General features: G+C 65.6%; 20 protein-coding genes. 11 read left to right on the top strand and 9 right to left on the bottom strand.

From position 1 onward, the window contains the following. Positions 1-12 precede the first annotated feature (12 nt). Positions 13-1,278 carry an MFS transporter gene (locus VNN77_00260; GenBank protein ID HXG49824.1) on the bottom strand — a complete coding sequence of 422 codons (1,266 nt, stop codon included), beginning with the start codon at positions 1,276-1,278 and terminating at the stop codon, positions 13-15. 138 nt (positions 1,279-1,416) lie between these two features. On the opposite strand from VNN77_00260, the gene VNN77_00265 reads away from it, so the two are divergent. From VNN77_00265 to galT, 3 genes are all read left to right on the top strand, one after another. Continuing rightward, complete coding sequence (locus VNN77_00265; GenBank protein HXG49825.1) at positions 1,417-2,172, top strand: OmpA family protein; 756 nt, start codon at positions 1,417-1,419, stop codon at positions 2,170-2,172. A 67-nt stretch (positions 2,173-2,239) separates the two neighbouring features. Then, a complete protein-coding gene (locus tag VNN77_00270; GenBank protein HXG49826.1) occupies positions 2,240-2,860 on the top strand; it encodes an RlmE family RNA methyltransferase in 621 nt (206 codons plus the stop codon). A 26-nt stretch (positions 2,861-2,886) separates the two neighbouring features. Continuing rightward, positions 2,887-3,870, top strand: coding sequence for a galactose-1-phosphate uridylyltransferase (galT, locus tag VNN77_00275; protein ID HXG49827.1), 984 nt, complete (start codon positions 2,887-2,889; stop codon positions 3,868-3,870). A 21-nt stretch (positions 3,871-3,891) separates the two neighbouring features. Here the strand turns inward: galT and glmS are convergent, their stop codons facing one another. From glmS to VNN77_00290, 3 genes are all read right to left on the bottom strand, one after another. Beyond that, positions 3,892-5,721 (bottom strand): glutamine--fructose-6-phosphate transaminase (isomerizing), encoded by a 1,830-nt coding sequence (glmS, locus tag VNN77_00280; protein HXG49828.1) that lies wholly within the window; start codon positions 5,719-5,721, stop codon positions 3,892-3,894. Continuing rightward, entirely contained in the window at positions 5,721-7,115 is a 1,395-nt protein-coding gene (gene glmU / locus VNN77_00285) for a bifunctional UDP-N-acetylglucosamine diphosphorylase/glucosamine-1-phosphate N-acetyltransferase GlmU (protein HXG49829.1), read from the bottom strand. The genes glmS and glmU overlap by 1 nt, the downstream gene beginning before the upstream one ends. A gap of 120 nt (positions 7,116-7,235) precedes the next feature. Further along, entirely contained in the window at positions 7,236-7,535 is a 300-nt protein-coding gene (locus tag VNN77_00290) for a hypothetical protein (GenBank protein ID HXG49830.1), read from the bottom strand. 216 nt (positions 7,536-7,751) lie between these two features. Between VNN77_00290 and VNN77_00295 the strand changes: the two genes are divergently transcribed. The 4 genes from VNN77_00295 to VNN77_00310 all read left to right on the top strand — a co-directional run bounded on the left by VNN77_00295 (position 7,752) and on the right by VNN77_00310 (position 10,881). After that, positions 7,752-7,913: a hypothetical protein gene (locus tag VNN77_00295; GenBank protein HXG49831.1), complete on the top strand. Its 162-nt coding sequence runs from the start codon at positions 7,752-7,754 to the stop codon at positions 7,911-7,913. 59 nt (positions 7,914-7,972) lie between these two features. Then, positions 7,973-8,701 carry a competence/damage-inducible protein A gene (locus tag VNN77_00300; protein HXG49832.1) on the top strand — a complete coding sequence of 243 codons (729 nt, stop codon included), beginning with the start codon at positions 7,973-7,975 and terminating at the stop codon, positions 8,699-8,701. Beyond that, positions 8,679-10,148: an Nramp family divalent metal transporter gene (locus VNN77_00305; GenBank protein HXG49833.1), complete on the top strand. Its 1,470-nt coding sequence runs from the start codon at positions 8,679-8,681 to the stop codon at positions 10,146-10,148. The genes VNN77_00300 and VNN77_00305 overlap by 23 nt, the downstream gene beginning before the upstream one ends. Positions 10,149-10,224: 76 nt before the next feature. Further along, entirely contained in the window at positions 10,225-10,881 is a 657-nt protein-coding gene (locus tag VNN77_00310; protein ID HXG49834.1) for a VTT domain-containing protein, read from the top strand. Between the two features lie 13 nt (positions 10,882-10,894). Here VNN77_00310 and VNN77_00315 read toward each other — a convergent pair whose 3' ends face one another. From VNN77_00315 to VNN77_00330, 4 genes are all read right to left on the bottom strand, one after another. After that, positions 10,895-11,608 carry an urease accessory protein UreH gene (locus VNN77_00315; protein ID HXG49835.1) on the bottom strand — a complete coding sequence of 238 codons (714 nt, stop codon included), beginning with the start codon at positions 11,606-11,608 and terminating at the stop codon, positions 10,895-10,897. A 101-nt stretch (positions 11,609-11,709) separates the two neighbouring features. Continuing rightward, positions 11,710-12,141, bottom strand: coding sequence for a molybdenum cofactor biosynthesis protein MoaE (locus VNN77_00320; GenBank protein HXG49836.1), 432 nt, complete (start codon positions 12,139-12,141; stop codon positions 11,710-11,712). 2 nt (positions 12,142-12,143) lie between these two features. Next, entirely contained in the window at positions 12,144-12,377 is a 234-nt protein-coding gene (locus tag VNN77_00325; GenBank protein HXG49837.1) for a MoaD/ThiS family protein, read from the bottom strand. 8 nt (positions 12,378-12,385) lie between these two features. Next, positions 12,386-12,892 (bottom strand): MogA/MoaB family molybdenum cofactor biosynthesis protein, encoded by a 507-nt coding sequence (locus VNN77_00330; protein ID HXG49838.1) that lies wholly within the window; start codon positions 12,890-12,892, stop codon positions 12,386-12,388. A 180-nt stretch (positions 12,893-13,072) separates the two neighbouring features. Between VNN77_00330 and VNN77_00335 the strand changes: the two genes are divergently transcribed. From VNN77_00335 to VNN77_00350, 4 genes are all read left to right on the top strand, one after another. Beyond that, the gene (locus VNN77_00335) at positions 13,073-14,683 is read left to right on the top strand and encodes an adenylate/guanylate cyclase domain-containing protein (GenBank protein HXG49839.1); all 1,611 of its coding nucleotides are present in this window, start codon (positions 13,073-13,075) and stop codon (positions 14,681-14,683) included. Between the two features lie 31 nt (positions 14,684-14,714). Further along, complete coding sequence (locus tag VNN77_00340; GenBank protein HXG49840.1) at positions 14,715-15,482, top strand: 3',5'-cyclic-nucleotide phosphodiesterase; 768 nt, start codon at positions 14,715-14,717, stop codon at positions 15,480-15,482. Between the two features lie 83 nt (positions 15,483-15,565). After that, positions 15,566-16,735 carry a radical SAM family heme chaperone HemW gene (gene hemW, locus VNN77_00345; GenBank protein ID HXG49841.1) on the top strand — a complete coding sequence of 390 codons (1,170 nt, stop codon included), beginning with the start codon at positions 15,566-15,568 and terminating at the stop codon, positions 16,733-16,735. A 44-nt stretch (positions 16,736-16,779) separates the two neighbouring features. Then, positions 16,780-17,226, top strand: a complete 447-nt coding sequence (locus tag VNN77_00350; protein HXG49842.1) for an acyl-CoA thioesterase — start codon at positions 16,780-16,782, stop codon at positions 17,224-17,226. A gap of 9 nt (positions 17,227-17,235) precedes the next feature. Here VNN77_00350 and VNN77_00355 read toward each other — a convergent pair whose 3' ends face one another. After that, the gene (locus tag VNN77_00355) at positions 17,236-18,411 is read right to left on the bottom strand and encodes a CoA transferase (GenBank protein HXG49843.1); all 1,176 of its coding nucleotides are present in this window, start codon (positions 18,409-18,411) and stop codon (positions 17,236-17,238) included. Positions 18,412-18,472: the final 61 nt, after the last annotated feature.

The following is an 18,472-nucleotide window of genomic DNA, read 5'->3' on the forward strand; positions in this document are numbered from 1 at the left end:
CGTTCCACTCAATCAATCGGCGGGAACCTGAACCGGGCCGCTCGGTGCGAGCCCGGTCGCCGGTTCCGCGCGCGGTTCGGGAATCGCGAGCACGATGAGGTTGGCGAGCAGGATCGTACCCGCAAGAAAATAAAAAGCCGCAAGGACTCCCCAGCGATCGGCGATCACGCCGCAAAGGACCGGAGAGAGCGAGCTCAGGAGCGACTGCGACGCCGAGAAAAAGCTCACCATTGTGCCCCCCAGCTCCTTGGGCGCGAGATCGAGGACCCAGGCCCAGATGACCGGCCTGACCGCGTACAGGAAGAAGCCCAGGAGCGCCAGCGCCGTGACGAACAACCAGGTGACCCGGAACACGGCGAGAACCACCAGAACCGCGCTCGCGGACGCCAGACCTGCCGTGAGCACCCGTTTCCGGCCGCCCCGGTCCGAGAGCGTCCCCGCGATCGGCGTTCCGATCATCCCCGCGGTTTGCGTCAGCGAGAGATAGAGGCCGGCCGCCGCGCTCGAAAGCCCCAGCGTGTGCGTGAGATAGATGGGAAGGAAGGTGTGGAGCCCCTGCTGCGTCATCGAGCGCAGCCCGGCCGCGACTACGAGCAGCAGGACGCTGGGGTTGCGCGCCGTGGCCCTGAGCCCCGCCAGATAGGCGCCCAGCGACAAGCCCCGGCTCGCCGCGACGCGTGTCGGCAGCTTTCCGAACAAGAACCTCCAGAGAAGGAGCGCGACGATCACGCCGGGAATGAGATTCAAGAAAAGTACGTTGCGCCACGACAGCGACAACAGCAGCACTCCGATCACGAGCGGCGCGATGCTCTCGCCCACGTTCGGCCCGATCGCGTGGATGGCGATGGCGAAGCCGCGGCGCTCGGGATATCTTTCGGACAGGGTCGAGATCGCCGCCGGATGCCACAGATAGTTGCCGACGCCGACGAAAGCCATGAACAACGCGACCCAGAAGAAGCTGTGGCTCAGGCCCACGAGAAAATAGGGAACCCCCGTGCAGATCAACGCCAGAGCCATGAGCAGCGCCTTCTGGCCCACCAGATCCACGAGCAAACCCGCCGGAAGGTTGACGAGGAAGTTGGCCGCCGCGCGAATCGTTATGAGAAAACCGGCCTGGCCGTAGGTGAGACCCAGCTCGGTGACCAGGAACGGGAGCATCAGGTAGAAAGTGGCCGGACACCAGTGGGTGAAGGCGTGGCCTACGGAGATGAGCCAGAGCACCCCGTCGGTCTCCTTGATCTCCCGCAGCTTCTGCAAAAACGCTTCTTTTCGCGACATGGTCGAGCTCAGCGACTCTTTTGATTCTCTTATGCCAGGACGGGAACGTTTACAAGAACGTCGAGCGGCAACGATTGATTTGACAAAGCGGAAGGAGGCCCCTAAACTGGCCCCATCATGCTCCGAATTGGGGGGCTTATGCGCGCTTTGCAAGTCGCGGTCGTGGTCGCGGCGCTCGCTTCGGTCCCGGCCGCAAAGCCGGTCCAGGCCGCTCCCGACGAGTACGACGACAGCCAGTCCCATCCGCTCAGGGTGGCGGCCTATCTCGTGCACCCCGGCGGCGTGCTTCTGGAATGGGTGATCTTCCGGCCCCTTCACCTGCTCGTGAGCGGAACCGAGTTCCAGGAAAAGATCTTCGGCCATACTCCCCACCCGCCGATCATGGCCGATCCCGACAAGCCCTACGGCGCGATGCAGAGCGCTCCGCGGCGGGGGTCCGCTCCGCCTCAGGCGGCCGCGAAGCCGCGGGAACGTGTCGTCGAAACCGTGAAAACGGTCGAAGTTCCCGTCGAGCGAACGGTCTACAAGGAAGTCCCGAAGATCGTCGAGGTCGAAAAGGTCGTCCTTCCCGACGTGGCCTTCCGCTTCGACTCCGCCCAACTGACCGATCTCGGCAAGGGCAAGGTTTACCTCGCGGCGCAGCGGCTCAAGGAAAAGTCCGACCTCACCGTGGTTATCGAAGGACACGCTGACGAGGTAGGAAGCGAGGAGTACAACCGACGGCTCGGCCTGCGCCGGGCCCAGGCGGTCCTGGCCGAGCTCCAGGCTCTCGGCATCGATCCGGCTCGCGTCACGGCCGTGAGTCAGGGAGAAAGCAGGCCGCTCATCGATCAGCCCACCAGCTGGGCCCGCGCGGTCAACCGCCGGGTCGAGTTTCAGGTCAAGGGGAAATAGGCCGTCCCGCCGGATGCCGCTTCCGAGGCCCAGCCCGGCGCTGGGCCTTTTTTTTAATCGCGCCCCCATGGTCTACAAGCCGCGCGACAGCTATTACCGAAAAGCGAAGCGAGAGGGCTACCTGTCGCGCGCCGCCTACAAGCTGATCGAGCTGCAGGAGCGTTTCCGCATCATCCGCCCCGGCGATCGCGTCGTCGATCTCGGCGCGGCTCCCGGAGGCTGGCTTCAGGTCGCAAGCCGTCTCGCGGGCCCGCACGGAAAGGTGGTCGGGATCGACCTGCAGCCGATCGGCCCGCTCGGCGAGGAAAACGTGGTCACGCTTCAGGGAGATGTCACCTCCGAAGAAAGCCTCCGGCAGATCACGCGGCTGCTGGGCGGCCTCGCCGATTGCGTGCTCTCGGACCTGTCGCCGAAGCTAACGGGGGTGCGCGATACCGACGAAGCCCGCTGCCTCGAGCTCAACCGGGCCGCGCTCGGCGCAGCGCTGCGGCTGCTGAGGCCGGGCGGGAGCTTTCTCGTCAAGAGCTTCGTGAGCGCCGAGCTCGAGACGTTCGCGCGCGAGATCAAGAATCACTTCCAGTCGGTCCAACGTACTCGTCCCGAGGCGACGCGGCGCGGCTCGTCGGAGATTTATTTTTTCGCCAGAGGGTTCCTGCCGACCGTAGCGTCGTCGACACGTGAAACCTAGGAGGCACGACCACGCCGCCGCGCTCCATGCCCGAGCTGAGAAAAGACCCTTTCTCGACCCGCTGGGTGATCGTCGCGCCCGAGAGGGCAGGTCGGCCCGGCTCGCGCCTCGACCGCCGCGGGGACGCCGCGCCCTGTCCGTTTTGCAGCGGCGCCGAAAACAACACACCGCCCGAAGTGCTGGCTTACCGCGACGACGCGGGCAGACCGAACGGGCCCGGCTGGAGGTTGCGCGTCGTCCCCAACAAGTATCCCGCCCTCGGCGCCGACGAGTCTGCGGAAAGCCCGCAACCCTCGCCCTTTCGCGAGAGCATGAGCGCCGTGGGAGCGCACGAGGTGATCATCGAGAGCCCCGACCATGTCAAGCGCGCTGCCGAGCTGGGGCTGACCCGGCTGGAAGAGGTCCTGAGCGCCTACCGCGACCGCATTGCGGCCCACCGGGCGAACGATGCCTGGCGCTACGTTCTCGTCTACAAAAACGAAGGCGCGGCGGCCGGGGCGACGCTCGAACATGTCCACTCCCAGCTCGTCGCCGCTCCGCTCCTGCCGCCCGATTTCTCCGCGGAGCTGCGGCTCGCCGACGAGTTCTACCGCGCCCGCGGCCGCTGCCGGTACTGCGACTGGATCGAGGACGAGCGGCGCGACCGTAGCCGGCTCGTGAGCGAAAACGGCCGTTTCGTGGCCCTGTGTCCCTATGCCCCGCGCTTTCCCTACGAAACCTGGATCCTCCCGATCGATCACGCCGCCGATTTCGGCTCGACTGCGCCCTCGCTCAGGGCGCTCGCGGAAATTCTGCAGGATCTGCTGGGCCGGATCGATCGTCGCCTCGGCCGGCCCGCGCTCAACTGGGTGCTGCGCTCCGCGCCGCTTCGCGGCCACGAGAATTCCTATCACTGGCGTTTCGAGGTCTTGCCGCGGATCACCGGGGTCGCCGGCTTCGAATGGGGCTCGGGGATGTTCATCAACACGGTGCCCCCGGAAGAGAGCGCTGGAGCGCTGCGCTCCGCTTGACGGCGACCGCCGCCGGTGACCTCACTCCACCGTGACGCTCTTGGCGAGATTGCGCGGCTGGTCCACGTCCGTGCCCCGGTGGACCGCGATGTGGTAGGCGAGCAACTGCAGCGGGATGCTCAGAACGATCGGGGTCAAGAAATGGGATGCCCTGGGCACGGTGAGCACCCGAAGGGCCGAAATTTCCGGCCCCAGCGTCTTTTCGTCGGTCACGATCACGATCTTGCCGCCGCGCGATTCCACCTCTTTGAGGTTGCCCAGCGTCTTTTGAAAATAACGATCCTTGGGCAGCAGCACGACCACCGGCATCTGCTCGTCGATCAGCGCGATCGGACCGTGCTTCATTTCCCCTGCGGGATAGCCTTCGGCGTGGATGTACGAGATTTCCTTGAGCTTCAGCGCGCCTTCGAGCGCGATCGGATAGTTGATGCCCCGGCCCAGGTAGAGGAAATCCGAGCTGTGGCCGAGCTCCCGGGCCAGCGGCTCGATCTCGCTCTCGAGCTTGAGCGTCTCCTCGATCCAGTGCGGCAGATGCATCAAGTCCGCCAGCAGCTTTTTCGCCGCCGCCCGGCTGAGCCGCCCTCGGGCGCGGCCGAGCGCGACCGCCAGAAGATAGAGCGCGGTGAGCTGCGTCGTGAAGGCCTTGGTGCTCGCCACGCTGATCTCGGGCCCGGCGTGGGTGTAGAGCACGCCGTCCGATTTCCTCGCGATCGACGAATCGACCACGTTGCAGATCGAAAGCACCTTGGCCTTTTTCTGCCGTGCGATCTCGACCGCCGCCAGCGTGTCCGCGGTCTCGCCCGACTGGCTCACCATCAGCAGCACGGACCGCGGGTTCATGAGCGGCGTCCGGTAGCGGAACTCGGACCCGTAGTCGACCTCGGCCGGAACCTGCGCGATCTCTTCGAGCATGAACTTGCCGACGAGGCAGGCGTGCCACGCGGTGCCGCAGGCCACGAGGTGCACGCGCTCGATCCGGCGTGCCTCGCTCGCGGTGACTCGGATCGTCTCCAGGGAGACGTCGCCGCTGCGCAGCGAGATGCGGCCGCGGAAGGTATCGGCGACCGCCCGGGGCTGCTCGTGGATCTCCTTGAGCATGAAATGACGATAGCCGCCCTTGCGCGCCGCCACCGCGTCCCACGTGATCTCGCGGAACGGCCGCGCGACGGTCGCCCCCTTGCCGTTGAGCAGCCGCACCGATCCGATCGACACCTCGCCGACCTCGCCGTCCTCCAGAAAGGTGACCTTGCGGGTGTAGTCGAGCAACGCGGGAATGTCCGAGGCGACGAAAGTCTCGCCCTCACCCCAGCCGATGACGATCGGCGTCGAATTTTTCGCCACGATGAGCCGCTGCGGATCCCTCTGGTTGAGAAAGAGCAGCGCGTACGAGCCGCGGATCTCGCGGAGGCTTCTGCGCACGGCCTCCAGAAAGTCCATGCCGCGCTCGACCTTCTCCGCCACCAGGTGCGCGACGATCTCCGTGTCGGTTTCCGAGGAGAACCGGATCCCCCGGCGCGTCAGCTGCTCCTTGAGCTCGAGGTAATTCTCGATGATGCCGTTGTGCACGACGACGATGTCGCCGGCGCGGTGAGGGTGAGCGTTGGTCTCGGACGGGCGGCCGTGAGTCGCCCAGCGGGTGTGCCCGATGCCGACGGTTCCGGGCATCGGATCGCGACTGAGAATCTGCTCGAGGTTGGCGAGCTTCCCGGCGCAGCGGCGGACCGAGATCCGCCCCTCGTTCAGCACGGCGATGCCGGCCGAATCATAGCCTCGATATTCGAGCTTGCGCAGGCTTTCCAGGATCAGAGGCGCCGCCTCGCGGCCGCCGATGTAGCCGACGATGCCGCACATCAGGACTCGCCCTCCCGCATCCTGCGGCGTTTCTCGGCGGTCCAGCCCTCGCGGACGCGCTCCTGCCGTTCGTTGAACACCAGCGCGCCGGCCGGCACGTCCCGCCGGACCGTGGTGGCGGTGGCGACGTAAACGTCGTCGCCGAGGGTGACCGGCGCCACCAGCGTGGTGTCGCTCCCGACCTGAACCCGGTCGCCGATGCGGGTGCGGTACTTGCGGAATCCGTCGTAGTTGCAGGTGATGGTGCCGGCGCCGATGTTGGTCTCGCGCCCGACCGTGACGTCGCCGAGGTAAGTGAGATGGTTGGCCTTCGTCCCGGCGCCGAGCCGTGCCTCCTTGCATTCGACGAAGTTGCCGATGTGAACGTTTTCGCCGAGATCGGTCCCGGGGCGGAGGTGGGCGAACGGCCCGACGATCGCGCCGCTGGCAACCCGGCAGCGGGTCAGCACCACGGAAAAGCGGAGATGGACGCGGTCGCCGATTTCCGCGTCGGTGAGATACGCGCTGCCGTCGACGACGCAGCCCTCCCCGATCACCGTCTGCCCGAGCAAGTGGGTATTGGGGCCGATCACCGAATCCCTGCCGATCGTCACGCCCTCGTCGATATAGGTGGTTTGCGGGTCCTTGAGCGTCACTCCGGCCAGCATGTGCTTGCGGTTGATCCTTTCCTGCAGGCTCTTTTCCATCGCCGCCAGCTCCTCTCTGGTATTGACGCCGAGCGCCTCGCGCGCGTCGCGCGCCTCGACGGCTTCGATCCTCGACCCCTCCGCCAACCCGATCCCGATGACGTCGGGCAGATAGTATTCCCGCTGCCGGTTGCGGTCGCCGACCCGTTTGAGGGTCCGAAAGAGAAACCGGGCGCAAGCGACGTAAACGCCCGCGTTGACCTCGCCGATCGCCTTTTCGGCTTCGGTCGCGTCCTTTTCCTCGACGATACGCTCCACCTCGCCCCCCGGCCCGCGCACCACCCGGCCGTAGCCGGCCGGCCGTTCGGGGCGCGCCGTGAGGAAGGTAACCGCCGCCTCCCGCTCGCGATGGCGTCGCAGAAGCTCCTGCAGCGTCCCCTCGGTGAGCATCGGCACGTCGCCGCTCAGGATCAGCACGTCGCCGTCGAAGCCGTCAAAGACGCTCTCCGCGCACAGGACCGCGTGCGCCGTGCCGCGCTGCTCCGCTTGGAGGACCCATTGCACGTCCCCACCCGAATAAGCGCCCCGTACGGCGTCGGCTCCGTGCCCCACGACCACCGCGATTCTCTGCGGGTGAAGGCTCTTCGCGGTTGCGAGCACGTGGAGGAACAAGGGCTTTCCGGCGAGCGGATGGAGAACCTTGGGGATCCCGGATTTCATCCGGGTACCCTGGCCCGCGGCCAGCAAGATAACGCCGAACGGTTTCATTGAAGCTGCTCGAAGAGGCGGCCCGCGCGCCTCGGAGCTTCGATTATAACGGAACTCGAAACCCGATCAAAACGGCGCGGCCCAAGCCACAGGCAGGCAGACCGCGCCGAGCCGGGCGGCTCATCTGGCCCGCGGCTCCGCTTCCACGCTCTGCGCTTGGGCCCGTGTGGATGCCGCCGGCTTTCCCGCGGGTTTTTCGGGTTGGCTTTCCTTCGCCGGAGGGCGATTGAGGGGCGATGTCGGCGGCAGGATGGGAACGGGGAAAGGCCTCTCCTGGCATGTCTTGATCAGGAACATCATTCCCGCAACGGAGCTGACGATCGACGCCATGGTGATGAACGGGGTCCAGAAGGCGTTCCATCGTTCCCGGCGCCGCTCGGCTTTCAGCTCTTCCGGGCTTTTCGGGGGTTGCCTGCTCACGCGTGTTGTCCGGAGGAGGGGCTCGGACGCTCGAGCCCCGGATGACACGGCAAATGTATAATACGGCGAGCCGGGCTTGTCCATGTCCCGGCCGGAAAATGCCGCGGCGGCCGACCCGCCGCTTGCCAATCCGGCTGTTTTCCTTTACAACACCCAGTGAGCCGCGTTGCGCAACGCCGCAGCGGGCGGTGCGTTCCGGCTTTCGGCGGACCGACCATGGTGCAAGCCGCAGCTCCCACGAGCGCAAAGCGAGAACCGGAAGCCTGGTGGGAGTGGTGTCCCGTCTGCGGCTCCAAGCTGATCAATCGCAAATGCCGCTTTGTTTGCTCCAACCCGAAGTGCCGCTACTTCATGAGCTGCAGCGAGTTCGACCGGTAACCCCGGCCCTCGCGGCCCCCTTTCCCGCCGGTGGCGGGTTGCTGTAACAGAGACGAGCCATGTCCAAGACCGCCGGCATCGTGGTCATCGGCAACGAGGTGCTGTCGGGCAAGACCCAGGACACCAACTCCCACTTTCTCTGCCGCGAGCTGCGCCGCCTCGGCGTGGAGGTCCGCAAGATCAGTACCATTCCCGACGAGGTCGAGCTGATCGCCGAGGAGGTCGCTCAATTTTCGCGGAGCTACGATTTCGTTTTCACCAGCGGCGGGGTGGGACCGACGCACGACGACGTCACGATCGACGGGGTCGCCCGCGGTTTCGGCCTGCCGGTGGTGCGCCATCCGGATCTCGAGGAGCGGATGCGGCGCCGCCTCGGCGCCGACATCAACGAAGCGCGCCTGAGAATGGCCAACGTTCCCGAAGGCGCGGAGCTCCTCGCCACCGAGGCTCTGTTTGCGCCGGTCGTCAAGATCCGAAACGTTTTCATTCTTCCCGGGATTCCCAAAATCCTCCAGGAGCGTTTCCACGCGATCGAGGAAAGGTTCCGCGACGAGCCCTTCTTCCTCAAGACGGTCTTCGTCAAGCAGGGGGAAGGCGTGATCGCCGGCCTGATGCACGATCTCCTGGCGCGCTATCCGAAGCTGCTTCTGGGCTCGTACCCGGTCCTCGATGTCCCCGAATACAAGGTCAAGGTCACGCTGGAATCGAAAGACCCCGACTACCTGCGCGAAGCCCTGGAAGCCTTCATCGCCCTCCTGCCCGAAGGTGCCGTCCACCGAGTCGAATAGCACCGCTTTTCCGGAAAGCGGCTCCTGGGGTCGTCTCCCGCCGTACAAGACAGCCTCGCTGCCGCCGCTACCCGGGATCGTCGCCTATCTGGGCCCCGGCGTAATCTTCATGGCGCTCGCGCAGGGAAGCGGAGAGCTGATCTGGTGGCCCTACATGATCGCGAAATACGGTCTGGCGTTTCTCTTCCTCCTGATCCCGGCCTGCCTGTTGCAGTTCCCGGTCACCTATGAAATCGGCCGCTACACTCTCTTGACCGGCGAGAGCATCTTCCAGGGATTCATCCGCCTCGACCGCCGCTTCGCTCTGGCCTTGTGGATGCTGATGACGCTTTCCTTTCTGTGGTTCGGCGCCTTTGCCGCCGCCGGCGGGACGTCGCTGGCGGCCCTTACGGGCCTGCCGCGCGGATGGTCGCCGCGCGGTCAGACCCTTTTCTGGGGGTATCTCTCGATGGCGCTGTTCCTCGCCGCCATCCTGGTGAGCAAGGTGATCTACCGCCTGGTCGAGGCCTTCATGTGGGGCGTGGCGCTTTTCACGCTCGCCGGCCTGCTCTGGGCCTGCGCCAACCCGGATGTCGCTCGCGCGCTGCCCGAGTTCCTCAAAGCCCTTTTCGTGGCGCGCTGGCCTCCGGCGCGGCCCTGGGACCCGGCTGACGCCACGAAGCTTCTGACCGCGATCACCTTTGCCGGGTTGGGAGGGTTCTGGACACTGTTTTACTCCTACTGGGTGCGGGACAAAGGAGTCGGTATGGCCCGCTACATGGGGCGCATCACCGGTCCGATAACTGGCAAGCCCGAAGCGATCCCGTCATCGGGCTTCGTGCCGGCGGAGGACGGCGCTCTGACGCACCTGCCGCGCTGGCAGCGGTACCTCGGCTGGGATGTGGGCGTCGGCATCGGCGGCAACCTCCTCACGACCCTGATGACCTGCCTGCTGGCCTATGCCCTGCTCCACCCCAAAGGGCTCGTGCCGCAGGGTTACGAGCTGGCCGTGGTGCAGAGCCGCTTTTTCGAGGTGAGCTGGGGAGCGGTGGGACGGCTCTTGTTTCTCGTGGTCGCCGCGGCCTTTCTCTCCGATACGTGGCTGGCAACGGCGGACGCCGTCAGCCGGATCCACACCGATTGCATTTACGCCTTCTTCCCCCGCTCGCGCGCCGTTTCGGTGCGCACGTGGTACGTGGTCTTTCTACTTCTGCTCACGGCGATCACCGCGATCACCGCCGGCTTTGCCGAGCCCGGGCCCCTGATCCTCGTTTCCGCCGTGATCGGTTTCGTCGGCACGGTGATCTTTTCTGTGGCCCTGATTTTTCTCAACCATCGTTACCTGCCGCCGCTTCTGCCGCCCGGCGCACGTCCCGGAAGAACCAACCTCGCTTTCCTCTGCATCTCGTGCGCCGCTTACGCCCTGCTCGCCGTCGTCTACCTGCTGGCGCTGGCCGGGGTGATGTAGAGGGGCGTCATTCATTTTTGACGCCCCGGGGGCGGTCCTGTATGATGATGCTTCAAGCCGTGGCCGGGAGGGATTCTTGAGCGAGATTCTGAACTGGATCATGGATTCGATTCGCGCCAACGGCGCGTTGAGCGTTTTCATCGGCGTGATCATCGAATCGGTCATCGTGCCCATTCCTTCGCCGCTCATCATCATGGGCGCGGGCTTCCTGCTGATCGGCGCGGACCTGAGATTCCTCGAGGCGTTGATGCCGATCGTGGCGCTCATCGTCGCTCCCGGAGCGGTGGCCTCCACTCTTGGCGCCTATATCGGGTATGCGATCGGCTATCTCGGCGGCAAACCGCTGGTGGAGCGATGGCAGGGTTTTCTCGGCTTCAGCTGGCGGGACGTCGAGGCGATGGGCCGGCGCTTCCGCGCCGGACAGGTCAACACGACGATTTTTTTCCTGCGGGCGCTTCCGATCTTCCCGCTTTCGGTCATCTCGGCCGCTGCCGGGTTGCTGCGGCTGCCGCTGCGCCAGTTCAGCCTCTGGACCTTTCTCGGCGCGATCCCGCGCTGCCTGTTCCTCGGCTATCTCGGCTGGGGACTGGGCGAAACCTACCAGGGCCTGGCGCGCGGCCTGGACCGGGTCGAGACCGCGGTTTCCGCTCTGCTGATCCTGGCGATCGTCGCAGGAATCGTCTGGCTGCGCGCCCGGGTGCGGGGAAGAATCCTCAAACCCTCGGTCGATTGACCGGCGCAACCGCCTAGGAGAACAGGCCCTCGACGAAGCCGATTTCCCAGCCCAGAAACAAGCCGAACGCCACGCTCGCGACTCCGGCAAGAAGGCGAATCCACCGGTTGAGGAGCGTGAAACGGCGGGCGGTGAGGATGAACGGCAGCCCGATGAGGCTGCTGACCGCCAGCATTCCGCCCACCGATCCGAGTCCGAAAATCACGATGTAGGCGAGACCGGCAATGGCCGACGGGATCGTCGACAGCACAAGCAGCATGAGCGCGGCGCTCCCGGCCAGGCCGTGGACCATCCCGACGAAGAACGGCTTGCGCATCGCTCTGAACGGATGTGCGTGCCCGTGGTCGGCGTCGGGGCCGCGATGAACGTGGAAATGGCTGTGGGTTTCCGGATTGTGCGTGTGCGCGTGCAGGTGGACCTTTTCGACTCCGAACGAGCGCCGGAGGATATTCGCTCCGAGGACAACCAGCATCACCGCCACGAGAAACTCCAGCCCGAGCGCCACGCGCTCGGGGATCGTGAGCCGCAGCCCGATCACCATCAGGCCGACCATGAAAAGCGTGGCGGTGTGACCCAGACCCCAAAAGGCGCCGATCAGCGAAGCCCACCGGAGGCTGCGGTGCTCGCTCACGATGGTCGAAACCGCAATCAGGTGGTCGGCGTCCAGAGCGTGCTGCAACCCGAGCAGCAAACCCAGCCCGAAGGCCGCGTAGATGGAAGTTTCCATGACGGGATTGAACGAGGAACCCGGCGGCGCGTCCCTGCTCCCCGGGACGTGTTCGAGAAGCGCGCAAGCCGCCTCCGACGCCGCCGCGCGCCGGTCCCCTCTCAACGAGCCGTGAGAGGTTGCCCGGTCTGCGTGCCGATCCAGACCTCCCCGCCCTCGTACACCTCTTTCTTCCAAATGGGAACGGCCCGTTTGATTTCCTCGATGGCGAAGCGGCAGGCCGCAAAGGCGGCGTCCCGGTGCGCCGACGACACGGCGATGATGACGCTCGGCTCCCCGATCGGCACGGCCCCGATCCGGTGGACGATGGCCATGCGGCAGATCGGCCACTTCCTTCGCGCCTCGTCCCCGAGGCGCGCAAGCTCCTTCTCCGCCATTTCCGGGTAGGCCTCGTATTCGAGAGCCAGAACGCGCCGGCCCTCGTTGTGATTCCGCGCCGTGCCGATGAAGGTCGCGATCGCGCCCGCCTCCGGGTCGCCGACGTGCTCCATCAGCTCGCGGATTTCGATCGGTTTGTCGGTGATGCGAAACATCGTCAGCCTCCGCTGACCGGCGGAATGAACGCCACTTCGTCGAGATCGCTCAGCACGTGCTCGGGACCGACGTAGCTCTGGTTGGCGGCGTAGAGCAGCCGTATTCCCGGCACGTCGAGCTTCGGGTAATCCTTCTGCAACGCCCTCCAGAGATCCCCTACCGTGCTCCCGTCGGGCATTTCTTTGACGACCTCGGCGGCGCCCGCGCGCTCCCGCAGAATCGCAAAAAACTTCACGCGCACCTTCATGGCGATCGGAGCTGAGCGACCATGTGCCCGAGCTCCGGCAGAACGAGCTTTTGCATCGCCAGCTCGACCGCACCCTTGGAGCCGGGAAGCGAAATCAGCACCTTGCCCCGGGCCGCTCCGGCCACCGCGCGGCTCATGATCGCGGCCGAGCCGACCTCCTGATAGCTCAAATAGCGGAAGATTTCGCCGAATCCGTCGAGCCGTTTCTCGAGTAGGCCGGTGACGACCTCGTAGGTCCCGTCTCGCGGCGAGATGCCGGTTCCGCCGTTGAGAATCACGGCGTCCACGTCGTCCCGGGCGAGCACGTCCCGCAGCAACGCTTCGATCTCCCGCGGCTCGTCCTTGACGATCCGATAACCGGCCAGTTCATGCCCCTCGCGCTGGAGGCCGGACCGAATCAGCTGGCCGCTCAAGTCCGTGGCCTCGTTGCGGGTGTCGCTCACCGTGACCACGTAGCAGCGAACGCCCTGCTTCGCTTTGGCTTTGTGTTCCGCGACGGACACGTCCGGGGAGCTCCAGTGGCGAACTATAACAACCGTCCGAAGCCATTTCAAACCGTCTCGTTGCGGGACGCCGCGAAAAACAAAGGGTTGCAAACCGGTCCGTTTTGTGTTCGGGTTTGGTGCCGGGCTTAAATGCGCTTTCGGTTCCCGCCCGCGCCTGCTTTTTCTTCGAGGAATCTCGTGGCGAGCCTGGATCGCAGCTTATCCTTGAAGGTCGCGCTGCTGATCGCCGGAATCCTGATCGCCGCCTTCACGGTGCTGTTCTTCGCCAACCTGCGCCGCGAGGAGCAGTTGCGGGTGGAAAAGTACCGCGAAACCGCCCGGCTTCTCGCCACCTCCATGATGACCAGCATCGAAAACGGCATGATCGAGGGCCGGCCCGACATCATCCGTCGCCTGGTGCAGGAGATGAAAACCGAGCTGAAGGAGGTTCGCGCCCTCGGCGTCTACCGGCGAAACGGGGTCGAGGCCTTCACCGACTTGAAGACGGTCGAGGAGGTCGATTTCGCCCATGGCCTCGACCCCGATATGGTGGCCCGCATCGCCAGGATGAAGCGCGATCCCGGAAGCCGGATCGATCACCCGCTTTTTCGCCGCGCCGTCGAGACCGTCGAGCCGCAGGAAACCTATGAAAGCACCCCGAACGGACGTTGGCTAACGGTGTTTCAGCCGCTGCGCAACCTCTCCGACTGCCAGGGGTGCCACGGCAGCGAAGACAGGGTGCGGGGCATCATGAGGGTCAGTCTCGGCCTCGACAGGCTCGACGCCGAGTTGGCCGCGGAACGAACCCGGAGGATCATCATAGCGCTCGTCACGATCGTGATCTTGAGCACCGCGCTGATCGCCTTTCTCGGGCGTGTGGTCCTGCGCCCGGTGGCGCAGGTCGCCGCCGCGGCACGGCGCATCGGCGCCGGCGAATTCGACTCCCTGGTGCGCGTCCGCTCGCGCGACGAGATCGGCCAGCTGGGAGAGGCGATCAACGAGATGAGCGCGCGGCTCAAGCAGGCCTACGAGCAGCTGGAAGCGAAGAACCGCGAGCTCGACGAGGCGCTGAAGACGCTCAGGGACTCGATGAAGCGCGTCGAGCTGCTGGAGCAGCTCAAAGGCGAGCTGTCGAAGTTCGTGCCCGAGTCGGTGCAGCGCCTGCTCGAGCGCAATCCGAACGCGACCGAGCTGGAAAAGAGCGAGCGCGACGTTTCCGTGCTGTTCCTCGACATCGCCGGATACACCCGCCTTTCCGAGCAGATGGACCCCAAACAGCTCAACCGCCTCGTCCAGAGGTATTTCTCGAGCTTCCTCGAGATCATCCACGACCACCACGGGGAGGTCAACGAGACTGCGGGCGACGGCCTGATGGTGATTTTCCAGAGCGACCGCTCGCAGGTCGAGCACGCCCTCAACGCCACGCGGAGCGCGCTCGCGATTCACCGGCGCGTGGACGAGCTCAACGAGGAATTCGCCGGCGTATTCCAGCCGGTCTTCCTTCACGTCGGGATCAACAGCGGCACCGCCCTGGTAGGGGCGACCAAGCTTTCCTCGCCTTCCGGCGAGCGCTGGACCTTCACCGCAACCGGCCCCGTGACCAACGTCGCCGCCCGGGTCGCCGGCCAAGCGGGCGGCGGCGAGATTCTCGTCAGCGGCGCCACAGCGGACCGCATCCGCGACCACTTCGTCCTGGAGAATCTGGGCGAGCGGGCGCTGAAGAACGTGGCGGAGCCCGTAAGGCTCTTCAGGCTGGTGCCCCCCGGCGTCTACGACCGGGTAGCCCGCAGCGGCGACTCGATCGCGTGACGGGAAGAGGGAACAATCGGGGGCGGCAACGATGAAGATCCGAGTTCTCGGCTGCTCGGGCGGCCAGATTCCAGGGTACCGGCTCTCCTCCTTCTTGATCGACGACTCGCTCCTGGTCGACGCTGGCTCGGCGACGGCGGCGCTCAGCTTGGCGGCCCAGAGAAAGATCCGACACGTGCTGGTGACCCATACCCATCTCGACCACGTGGGAACCCTGGGTCCGCTGGCGGACAACCTTTTCGGCAACCGCACGCAGGTCACGGTTTGGAGCGACCGCGAGATCGTCCGCGGCCTGCGGCGCTATTTTTTCAACGACCAGATCTGGCCCGACTTCACCCGTATCACCGCCCGCGCCCAACGCATTCCCGTCCTGCGCTTGCGGCCGCTGCCGCGCGGGCGCGCCACGGCGGTGGGGCGCCACCGGGTGACCGGCGTCCCCGTCAATCACGTGGTGCCCAGCGTCGCGCTTTTCATCGAGCGCGATTCGCGCACGCTGCTGCATGTCGGCGATACCGGCCCCACCGAGCGCGTCTGGTCGGCCGCCGCCCGTTGCCCGACGCTCCGCGCTGTCGTCGTCGAGACTTCGTTTCCCAACCGCCTCCAGGAAATCGCCGACGCGAGCCGCCATCTGACACCGCGAACGCTGGCCGCCGAGCTGAAGAAGCTCGGGGAGCGGGCGGTGCCGATCCTGATCACCCACCTCAAGCCGGAATATCGACGCGAGATCATCGGCGAGCTTCGGGCGATGAAGGACCCCCGCGTGCGCATTCTGAAGGACGGGGACGTGATCGCGCTGTAGCTCCGGCGCGGCTCCGCCGGCTCCAGCCACCGCAGCCGGCGGGCGCGTTTGCAGGGCGGGAATCGACCTTTTAAGATGGTTGCATGGCGACCGCGCAAGGACCGTTTTCGCTCTACGTCCATATTCCTTACTGCGGCAGCAAGTGTCCTTATTGCGATTTCAACTCGCACGTCGTTCCCGCCGTCCCCGAAGCTGCCTATACCGACGCCTTGGTGGGTGAGCTCGACGCCCGCGCCGGCCTGGAGGAGTGGCGCGACAGGGCGATCCAAACGGTCTTCTTCGGCGGTGGCACTCCCTCGCTCTTCCGACCGCAAAGCATCGCCCGGCTGCTGGAGCGGGCGGCCGCGCGCTTCGGTTTTCTTCGGGATTGTGAAATAACGCTGGAGGCCAACCCTGGCACGGTCGATCCCGAAAAGCTTCGCGGCTACCGGAACTGCGGCATCAACCGGATCAGCCTGGGGGCCCAATCCTTTCAGCCGCGCTTGCTCCGTTTCCTGGGACGCACGCACACGGCGGAGGAGACCGAGCAGGCGCTCGCGCACGTTGAGCGCTCCGGCTTCGAGAACTTCAGCCTGGATCTGATCTACGCGGTCCCGGGCCAGACCCTCGAGGAGCTGGATTCGGACCTCCGGGTGGCGCTCAGCTTTCGACCTCCCCACCTCTCCGCCTACAACCTCACGATCGAGGAGGGAACCCCATTTCACCGGGAGCTCGCGGCCGGCAGGCTGAGGCCGCTCGGCGAAGAGGAAGAGATCGAAATGGCCGACCGGATCGAACAGAGGCTGGGCGAAGCCGGGCTCCTCCGCTACGAGATCTCGAACTACGCCCGGCCGGGTTTCGAGTCGCGCCACAACCTGAATTACTGGCGGGGGGGCGACTATCTCGGCCTCGGAGCCGGCGCCCACAGCTTCGCGCGCGACGGGGCGCACAACGCCGGCGGAAGGCGCTGGTGGAACGAGAAGAGCCCCGCCCGCTACATCGAGCGAGTGGCCGAAAGCGGCTTTGCCGCCGCGGGCACGGAGGAGAGCGACCCGGAGAAGGCGGCGGGCGAGTTCGTCCTGTCCGGTCTCAGGCTGAGCGCCGGGATTTCTCTTACGGCGTTTTCGGCCCGCTTCGGGAAGAACCTGCTCGAGCTTCGCCCGGAAATCCCGGACTGGATCGACGCGGGCTTCATGGAAGTGGAAGGCGACCGGCTTCGGCTCACGCGTCGCGGCCTGATGGTGGCGAACTCGCTGTTCGTCCACTTCGTCTAGCAGCCCGGCTTGACGCCGGGTGCCGGCGGGCCGTAATAAAGCCCATGCTCGTCAACCGTCGCACCCTGCGGATCGAATGGGGTCAGTGCGATCCCGCCGGAGTCGTCTTTTACCCGCAATACCTCGTCATCTTCGACAACAGCACCGCGGCCTTGTTCGAGCGCACCGGCCTTTCGCTTTCGGCGCTGCGGCAAAAGTACGGAATCGCCGGCCTTCCCGTCGTCGAGGTCGGCGCGCGCTTCCTCCTGCCCTGCCGCTTCGAGGACGAAATCGTGGTGGAAAGCGGGGTGAGCGAGTGGGGGCGGAGCAGCTTCACCGTGCGCCACCGCCTCGTGAAGGCCGAGGGGCTCGCCGTCGAGGGCTTCGAGAAACGGGTCTGGGCCGCTCCTCATCCCGACCGGCCCGGAGCGATGCAGTCCCGGCCGGTTCCGGCCGAGATCATCGCCCGCCTTTCCGATCCCCAGGGGACAGGGACGAAAAGCAGCGACTGACGAGCCCGCTCAGATCACGCCCTTTTCTTTCAGCTCCGCCTGCTTTTTCGCGTCGTAGCCGAGCTGAGCGAGAAACTCTCCGTTGTGCTCGCCGAGCTCCGGCGGCGGTGCAGGGTGGGGAACGCCGTCCTCGCTGTATTCCAGGGGGAATTTGACCGTGCGGATCGCAGGCTTGCTCTTCCGCTCGATCCGGATCTCGAGGCCCATATGGCGGATCTGCGGGTCCTGGAAAACCTCGGCGAGGTTGTAGACGGGAGTGTGCGGCACGTCGTTCTCTTCGAGCCGCTCGAGCCAGTAGGCGCGCGGCTTTTCCTTGAAGAACTCCGCGAAGGTCCGGTTGAGCTCGGCGTAGTTCTTCCTGCGGTCCGGCCGGGTCTTGAAGCGCGGGTCATCGATCAGCTCCGGACGACCCACCGCCCTGCAAAGCCCTTCCCAGAACTTTTGCGGCGACGAGAGGTGGATCGCGAACGGGAGTCCGTCGGAGCCCGTGAAGGCGTAGGTCTGGGACTGTATCGGCCGGCTGTACGGGCCGGGAATTCGACCGCTGGCCAGCGTCTCCGTCGCAGGAGCGTTTAGGAAGGCGAGAATCGATCCCGCCATCGTGGCGTCGATGTGCTGCCCCTTGCCCGTCCGGCTGCGCGCCACCAGAGCGCCGACGACCCCCAGCGCGGCAAAGAGGCCGCTCAGGCAGTCCGCATAGGCGGGGCCGATCGGCCGGGGATCCTTGGCGTCCATTAAAAGGCTCAACATGCCTCCGAGCCCCTGCCCCACCGTGTCGTAGGCCGGCCGATTCACATACGGCCCGCTCGGTCCCGTCCCGGTGATCGAGCAATAGACGAGCTTCTCGTTCATCGGTTTCAGCGTATCGTAATCGATGCCGAGTTTCCTGGTCACCCCGGGACGATAGTTTTCGAGAAGCACGTCGGCCGTCCTGGCCAGGCCGTAAAAGATCTCCCGGCCTTCCGGCGTCTGGAGGTTCAACGTCATGCTCTTCTTGCCGCGGTTGTAAGCCCAGAAGTTGGGCTGGTCGCCGCCGAGATCCCAGCCGCGAAACGGATCCCCGCCCTGCGGATTCTCGATCTTGATCACCTCCGCCCCCATGTCCGCGAGCAGCACGGCCGCGTAAGGGCCGGAGATGAAATTGCCCAGCTCCAGAACTCGCACCCCTTCCAGAACGCCTCTCATGCCATTCTCCTTGAGCGATTTAGCCGATCCCTTTTTACCATTTTTCATCGCCGATGCACAC

The organism is Candidatus Zixiibacteriota bacterium (genome assembly GCA_035574315.1).
In the GTDB taxonomy this organism is placed as follows: domain Bacteria; phylum Desulfobacterota; class Binatia; order UBA9968; family UBA9968; genus DATLYW01.

Coding starts and splice junctions, on each gene's coding strand:
- VNN77_00260 (HXG49824.1), bottom strand. CDS start 1,278: ATGTCGCGAAAAGAAGCGTTTTTGCAGAAGCTGCGGGAGATCAAGGAG.
- VNN77_00265 (HXG49825.1), top strand. CDS start 1,417: ATGCGCGCTTTGCAAGTCGCGGTCGTGGTCGCGGCGCTCGCTTCGGTC.
- VNN77_00270 (HXG49826.1), top strand. CDS start 2,240: ATGGTCTACAAGCCGCGCGACAGCTATTACCGAAAAGCGAAGCGAGAG.
- galT (HXG49827.1), top strand. CDS start 2,887: ATGCCCGAGCTGAGAAAAGACCCTTTCTCGACCCGCTGGGTGATCGTC.
- glmS (HXG49828.1), bottom strand. CDS start 5,721: ATGTGCGGCATCGTCGGCTACATCGGCGGCCGCGAGGCGGCGCCTCTG.
- glmU (HXG49829.1), bottom strand. CDS start 7,115: ATGAAACCGTTCGGCGTTATCTTGCTGGCCGCGGGCCAGGGTACCCGG.
- VNN77_00295 (HXG49831.1), top strand. CDS start 7,752: ATGGTGCAAGCCGCAGCTCCCACGAGCGCAAAGCGAGAACCGGAAGCC.
- VNN77_00300 (HXG49832.1), top strand. CDS start 7,973: ATGTCCAAGACCGCCGGCATCGTGGTCATCGGCAACGAGGTGCTGTCG.
- VNN77_00315 (HXG49835.1), bottom strand. CDS start 11,608: ATGGAAACTTCCATCTACGCGGCCTTCGGGCTGGGTTTGCTGCTCGGG.
- VNN77_00320 (HXG49836.1), bottom strand. CDS start 12,141: ATGTTTCGCATCACCGACAAACCGATCGAAATCCGCGAGCTGATGGAG.
- VNN77_00340 (HXG49840.1), top strand. CDS start 14,715: ATGAAGATCCGAGTTCTCGGCTGCTCGGGCGGCCAGATTCCAGGGTAC.
- hemW (HXG49841.1), top strand. CDS start 15,566: ATGGCGACCGCGCAAGGACCGTTTTCGCTCTACGTCCATATTCCTTAC.
- VNN77_00350 (HXG49842.1), top strand. CDS start 16,780: ATGCTCGTCAACCGTCGCACCCTGCGGATCGAATGGGGTCAGTGCGAT.
- VNN77_00355 (HXG49843.1), bottom strand. CDS start 18,411: ATGAGAGGCGTTCTGGAAGGGGTGCGAGTTCTGGAGCTGGGCAATTTC.